Origin of the sequence: Shewanella sp. SP1S1-7, assembly GCF_031932105.1 — a bacterium.
Taxonomy (GTDB): domain Bacteria; phylum Pseudomonadota; class Gammaproteobacteria; order Enterobacterales; family Shewanellaceae; genus Shewanella; species Shewanella baltica.
On record NZ_JAUOEU010000033.1, the window covers coordinates 46,095 to 52,582 of the forward strand.

Here is a 6,488-nt window from a genome sequence, read left to right on the forward strand (position 1 = left end):
TTCTGGAATATGCATGATCCTTCAAACCATTAGCCGCATTCCGTTTTGGCAAAAAGTCTTAGCAGGCTTTATCTTAGGTGCGCTCGTTGGCGTTATTTTAGGTGAAAGCGCCACAGTGCTAAAACCACTCGGTGATCTGTTCATTGGCGCCATTAAGATGTTGGTCGCGCCTTTGGTCTTTTGTGCCATTGTCGTCAGTATCACATCGCTCGGCTCGCAAACTAGCCTAAAACGCTTAAGCCTTAAAACCTTAGGTATGTTCATGCTGACAGGCACGATTGCCTCGCTGATCGGCTTAGCCGTAGGCTCAATGATCGACATGGGCGGCACTATGCAGCTCACGGCGACTGAAGTGCGCGAGCGTAATATTCCCGGTTTTGCACAAGTGCTACTCGACATGATCCCTGTCAATCCTTTCGCCTCACTGGCTGAAGGCAAGGTACTGCAAATTATCGTGTTTGCCGCATTAGTGGGTATCGCTATCAATAAAGTTGGCGAGAAGGCTGAGCCGCTAAAACGCACCATAGAAGCGGGCGCAGAAGTCATGTTCCAACTGACTCGCATGGTCTTAAAACTCACTCCTATCGGTGTGTTTGGTTTAATGGCTTGGGTTGTCGGTGAATACGGTTTATCAACTCTACTGCCGTTAGGTAAGTTTATCGGGGCTATCTACATTGCCGCCTTTATCCACATCATCTTTGTTTACGGTGGCTTAGTGAAATTTGTCGGTGGTTTAAGCCCGCTGCAATTTTTCCGCAAAGCTATGCCTGCGCAGTTAGTCGCCTTTAGTACTTCTTCAAGTTTCGGTACTTTACCTGCGAGCACACGTGCAGTCGAAACCATGGGCGTATCAAAGCGTTATAGCGCCTTTGTGATGCCATTAGGTGCGACCATGAACATGGACGGCTGTGGGGGTATTTACCCTGCGATTGCCGCTATCTTCATCGCGCAGATTTACAATATTCCGCTCGATACACTGGACTATGTGATGATTGCCGTGACTGCGACCGTCGCTTCTGTTGGTACCGCTGGCGTGCCAGGAAGTGCAATGGTGATGTTAACTGTGACCTTAGGTGTGATTGGTCTGCCACTTGAAGGCATTGCCTTTATCGCCGCGATTGACCGTATTATCGATATGATCCGCACGGCAACGAACGTGACGGGCGATATGATGACAGCAGTCGTGATTGGTAAATCAGAAAATGAACTCGATGAAGCGCAGTTCTATTCGAACGATAACCAAGACATTACACCTGTGAATTCGCAACAATAACAATACTGGGTCGAAGCCACTGCGCTAAACCACCAGTAACATTAGGTAAATTACGCAGATGATGTAAATCAAGAGACCGCTTAGGCGGTCTTTTTTATTATCCAGCAAACGGCCTTTAATTCGTCGGCTTTAAAGCCCTAATCAACTCCAACGGTCCTCATCGGCTGCAAAATAGGTTACCCAAATAAGATCAAGCTGTTAGACTCTGAAGCCACTCTAACTCACATTTTAGCAGAACAGACAATGACGAGACTCTTTCTTATCCCGCTGATCCTATGTTTGTTTTGGGCGTTATTTTTAAAAGCCAACAAACTCACGCTAAAACAAGGCAGACGAGGTTTTATCTACATTATCGGCATAGGTGAAGGGATGATTTTAATCCTCATCACGTTAATGTGGTTAACGGCTTAGCAAAAGGCCAACTCAATACTGAGTTGGCCTTAGTGATAAAACTGAGCTAACGATTGGAAGATGTTTAAAGCTCAGTTAACCCAAATCGGTTAACTCAGTGATTAACCCAATCCGTTACCCAAGAACAGCAAGTAAAATCCCCGCCGCCACAGCAGAGCCTAACACCCCCGCCACATTGGGCCCCATTGCATGCATCAGCAGGTAGTTATGTTGATTCGCTTCCAACCCGACTTTGTTGACGACTCGCGCCGCCATAGGCACAGCCGATACCCCTGCCGCGCCAATCAGCGGATTTACTTTACCGCCCGACAGCTTACACATCAGCTTTGCCATCAACACACCCGCGGCAGTTCCAACGCCGAAAGCCAAGGCACCCAATACCAGAATCCCTAAGGTTTCAAGTCGCAGGAATTGATCGGCCGATAACTTAGAACCCACAGCTAACCCTAAGAAAATCGTAACGATATTAATAAGCTCGTTCTGCGCCGTTTTCGATAATCTATCCACTACGCCCGATTCGCGCATCAAGTTACCAAGGCAAAACATGCCCACTAACGGCGTGGCCGCAGGTAAGAAGAGGATCGTTAATCCCAGCACCATCGAAGGGAAAATGATCTTTTCCTTCTTACTGACATCGCGCAGCTGCTCCATTTTAATTTCGCGCTCAGCTTGGGTTGTCAGTAAGCGCATGATCGGCGGTTGAATAATCGGGACTAATGCCATGTAGGAATAGGCAGCGACCGCAATCGCACCCAATAACTCAGGTGCCAGTTTTGAGGCGAGGAAAATCGCCGTAGGTCCATCGGCACCGCCAATAATCGCAATGGCCGCCGCGTCCTTCATGGTGAACTCAAAACCCGGCACTAAGTTCAGCGCTATCGCACCAATCAGTGTCGCGAAAATCCCAAACTGCGCAGCCGCCCCTAACAACAGGGTTTTAGGATTGGCAATCAAGGCACTAAAGTCGGTCAGCGCACCGACGCCCATAAAGATCAACAGTGGGAACACCCCAGTCTCAATCCCCACATGATAGGCGTAATACAGCATGCCGCCTTCTTCGGTAAATCCCGCATGGGGAATGTTCGCCAGTACTGCGCCAAAACCTATTGGCAGCAATAATAAAGGCTCAAACCCACGCACTATGGCGAGATACAAGAGCAAAGCGCCCACTGCCATCATCAACACTTGCCCGCCAGTAAAATGGGCAATACCTGTCTCGGCCCAAAAAGCCATTAAACCTTCCATAATGACTCCTACGCCAAGGCCAGTAATTGAGAACCCACAGACACTGAGTCGCCTTCTTTCACCCAGAGCTTAGCTATAATGCCATCGCCCTGAGCACGAATTTCAGTTTCCATCTTCATCGCCTCAAGGATGATCACGACATCGCCTTCACACACTCTATCGCCTGGAGAAACATGCACTTTGAAGATGTTGCCCGACAGCGGCGCGCTCATTTCAAGCCTGATCTCTCCATGGCACGCAGTTGGCATAGTGCTCGCCGTAGCCGTTTGCACGGCATGAACACCTTGGCCCTGTAGCTGGATTTGCGAGATCTCCCCGCCTGCGGCGACTTCAACTACGTACTCTTGCCCTTCGACAGTCACAGTGTAGGTTTCAGGGCCACGATCCGCAGCATTAGTAGCAAGTGCCGCAGTCAATTCAGGCTTAGGCTCAAAGGCGCTTGGATCGTCACGATTCTTTAAGAACTGCAATCCTATTTGTGGGAAGAGTGCATAGGTCAGCACATCATCGTCATGCTCTGAAGATAGGCGAATGCCTTGTTCCTGTGCTTTATCTGCTAACTCAAGCCTTAACTTAGCCAATTCAGGCGTTAATAGATCCGCTGGACGACATGTAATGGCTTCAGCTCCTTGCAAGACTCTGGCTTGCAAGGCGGCATCTACTGGCGCAGGCGTCGCGCCATATTCGCCCTTAAGCACGCCTTCAGTCTCTTTAGTCAGTGACTTGTAACGCTCACCCATTAGCACATTAATGACCGCCTGCGAGCCGACAATCTGCGATGTAGGCGTCACTAACGGCAAGAAACCTAAGTCAGCACGTACGCGGGGAATTTCTTCCAATACCAAGTCCATCTTATCGGCCGCGCCCTGTTCCTTTAGTTGGCTCTCCATATTGGTCAGCATGCCACCAGGCACTTGTGCACGTAAGATCCGCGAATCTATGCCTTTCAGTGCGCCTTCAAACTTAGCGTACTTCTTGCGCACTTCACGGAAATAAGCGGCAATCTCCTCAAGCAACACCATATCGTAACCAGTCGCGCGCTCAGTATCTTCCACCATAGCGATAACGGTTTCAGTTGCAGTATGTCCATAGGTTTGACTCATCGACGAAATTGCCGTATCGAGCACGTCAATACCCGCTTCAATGGCTTTCTGATAAGTGGCAGTACTCAACCCTGTCGTCGCATGACAATGCATAGATAACACAAGTTGCGTCTGAGATTTGAGTCTGCTAATAAGCTCAAACGCTTCCATCGGCTTAAGCAACCCCGCCATATCTTTGATACACAAAGAATCGCATCCCATATCTTCGAGACGTTTTGCCATATCAACCCACGTCTCTATGGTATGCACTGGACTCGTGGTATACGAAATCGTCCCCTGCGCATGGCCGCCAACTTGGCGCACCGCTTTCACCGCAGTCTCGAGGTTGCGCACATCGTTCATCGCATCGAAAATCCGAAATACATCAACGCCATTAGTGTGGGCGCGCTCAACAAAACGCGTGACTAAATCATCGGCATAATGGCGATAACCTAAGAGGTTTTGGCCACGCAACAACATTTGCTGTGGCGTATTGGGCATGGCCTTTTTCAGCTCACGAATCCGATCCCAAGGATCTTCACCAAGATAACGAATACAGGCATCAAACGTCGCCCCACCCCAAGATTCCAGTGACCAGAAACCGATCTTATCGAGTAATGGCGCAATCGGTAACATGTCATCAAGGCGTAAGCGCGTTGCTAAAATAGATTGATGCGCGTCCCGCAAAACGACATCAGTTAAAAATAATGGCTTAGCCACTGCCGTCGTAGAATTAGATACAAAAGTCATACTGCTCCCCATTACTTAATCTGTGAACGATACTGCTTTACCGCTAGTGAAATCGCAGCGACCACATTTGGGTCTAAAGGCTTAACATCAGATTGCGCTACCCTCTGCTGACTTTTAGCATGATTTTTAGCAAAACGTGCTGAGGCAGCATCGACTGCACACCAGCGCGCAACCACATGGATCCCAAGGATTAGTACACTTAAAAATAAATATACTAAGCCCATCCCCAAAAACATAATGCCAACGGCATCCAATAAAGATTGTGTTACATCCTCCATAGCTCCCCTTCCCCCTTACTCTCTCAATCCCTATCAACAGTACGATTGCCCCAAACCATCGCTATCGCATCACAAGTTCAACATTCAATCGGTTGAACGGTTTACAAACTATGGGTCTCTCGTAGACAGACCTATAGCGACCACCAAACCAAAGAACATTTGAATAAAAAATCACATTTAAAAGCTAATAAATCACGCAACAAGAAAGTAAGCTGAACTTAATCCGCCACAAACATAACCAATTGATAACAAAAAAACCATATACATGTAAATTGGTCTTACCAATATTAAATAAATTCAAAGGCGGCCAGTCATTAATCCTCATAAATCGGGCCATTAATTCAATATTCCATAATGAAATACCTACTATGCTGGATTTAAGTCGAAATGATGTCCTAGGCTAAAAAATGATTCCTAAATTGAAGACAACGGACATAGGAATAAACCAAGTGAAAAAGTATGCAAATTTCACAATCCAAGTTACTGCTATTTGATTCTGGTAGAAGATAAAAAAGGAATGTCGTTCTAAAGGCATTGATTGAAGAAGAGGAATGGGTTCAATCTAACAAATTAAATCACCCATTTTGACAACTTAAGTATCCGCCTTGGTATCAACGCAGAGAAGTGCCCGGCAATACGATCTGTGTATCGAACGGTTACCTTGAGAGACACGCAAGAGTGTTGCCTCAGTAGACCTTAGGCTTTTAGATATGCGCAAGATTAAGTAATAGCACTATGACAAGAACGAGATAAGAAAGCCTAAGATCGAAAATGTACTCAGTAATTCAAATGGCTAGTGAGCTGGTGAGCTGGTGAGCTAGTGAGCTGGTGAGCTGGTGAGCTGGTGAGCTGGTGAGCTGGTGAGCTGGTGAGCTGGTGAGCTGGTGAGCTGGTGAGCTGGTGAGCTGGTGAGCTGGTGAGCTGGTGAGAAAAATAGCAAGGAAAATGCAAGTTGGAAGAAAATATATCAATTCCTGCAAATTTCAGACGCAAAAAAGCCAGCTTATTCAGCTGGCTTCGTTACATCTCAATGAGATAATTAGGCGCTTGGCGATGACCTACTCTCACATGGGGGTGAAATCATAGCGCTATAAATACGTAGTATTTAGCCATGATTGAACGCGAAGAAGCTTGTCTTCGTAGCAGGGGAGTCCGCTTAGCGGCGGGGCGACCACCATGGATGGTGGAAGTGTCAATATTGAAGGAACATTTATTGACCGACATCGAGATAGGTTCTCGCGAAGCGTATAAACACAAAAGCCCTAGCGGTTTAGGCTAGGGCTTTTGTGTTTATTTGGATGCTTGGCGATGACCTACTCTCACATGGGGAGACCCCACACTACCATCGGCGCGTTTGCGTTTCACTTCTGAGTTCGGGATGGGATCAGGTGGTTCCACAAGGCTATTGTCACCAAGCAAATTCTGTTTATTACCGTGGCCATCTCTGAC

General features: G+C 47.5%; 5 protein-coding genes and 1 rRNA gene. 2 read left to right on the plus strand and 4 right to left on the minus strand.

The features are described 5' to 3' along the window. The first annotated feature begins 13 nt into the window (after positions 1-13). Both Q4Q49_RS19330 and Q4Q49_RS19335 read left to right on the plus strand, forming a co-directional pair. Entirely contained in the window at positions 14-1,273 is a 1,260-nt protein-coding gene (locus Q4Q49_RS19330) for a dicarboxylate/amino acid:cation symporter (protein WP_071939274.1), read from the plus strand. 243 nt (positions 1,274-1,516) lie between these two features. Then, positions 1,517-1,684: a hypothetical protein gene (locus Q4Q49_RS19335; protein ID WP_006080601.1), complete on the plus strand. Its 168-nt coding sequence runs from the start codon at positions 1,517-1,519 to the stop codon at positions 1,682-1,684. A gap of 114 nt (positions 1,685-1,798) precedes the next feature. On the opposite strand, the gene Q4Q49_RS19340 is transcribed toward Q4Q49_RS19335, so the two are convergent. From Q4Q49_RS19340 to rrf, 4 genes are all read right to left on the minus strand, one after another. Beyond that, positions 1,799-2,929 carry a sodium ion-translocating decarboxylase subunit beta gene (locus tag Q4Q49_RS19340; protein WP_312000187.1) on the minus strand — a complete coding sequence of 377 codons (1,131 nt, stop codon included), beginning with the start codon at positions 2,927-2,929 and terminating at the stop codon, positions 1,799-1,801. Between the two features lie 8 nt (positions 2,930-2,937). After that, a complete protein-coding gene (gene oadA / locus Q4Q49_RS19345; protein WP_312000188.1) occupies positions 2,938-4,761 on the minus strand; it encodes a sodium-extruding oxaloacetate decarboxylase subunit alpha in 1,824 nt (607 codons plus the stop codon). A gap of 11 nt (positions 4,762-4,772) precedes the next feature. Continuing rightward, complete coding sequence (locus Q4Q49_RS19350; RefSeq protein WP_312000189.1) at positions 4,773-5,039, minus strand: OadG family transporter subunit; 267 nt, start codon at positions 5,037-5,039, stop codon at positions 4,773-4,775. Positions 5,040-6,339: 1,300 nt separating this feature from the next. Continuing rightward, positions 6,340-6,455, minus strand: a 5S ribosomal RNA gene (gene rrf, locus Q4Q49_RS19355). Between the last annotated feature and the right edge of the window lie 33 nt (positions 6,456-6,488).

Coding starts and splice junctions, on each gene's coding strand:
- Q4Q49_RS19330 (WP_071939274.1), top strand. CDS start 14: ATGATCCTTCAAACCATTAGCCGCATTCCGTTTTGGCAAAAAGTCTTA.
- Q4Q49_RS19335 (WP_006080601.1), top strand. CDS start 1,517: ATGACGAGACTCTTTCTTATCCCGCTGATCCTATGTTTGTTTTGGGCG.
- Q4Q49_RS19340 (WP_312000187.1), bottom strand. CDS start 2,929: ATGGAAGGTTTAATGGCTTTTTGGGCCGAGACAGGTATTGCCCATTTT.
- oadA (WP_312000188.1), bottom strand. CDS start 4,761: ATGACTTTTGTATCTAATTCTACGACGGCAGTGGCTAAGCCATTATTT.
- Q4Q49_RS19350 (WP_312000189.1), bottom strand. CDS start 5,039: ATGGAGGATGTAACACAATCTTTATTGGATGCCGTTGGCATTATGTTT.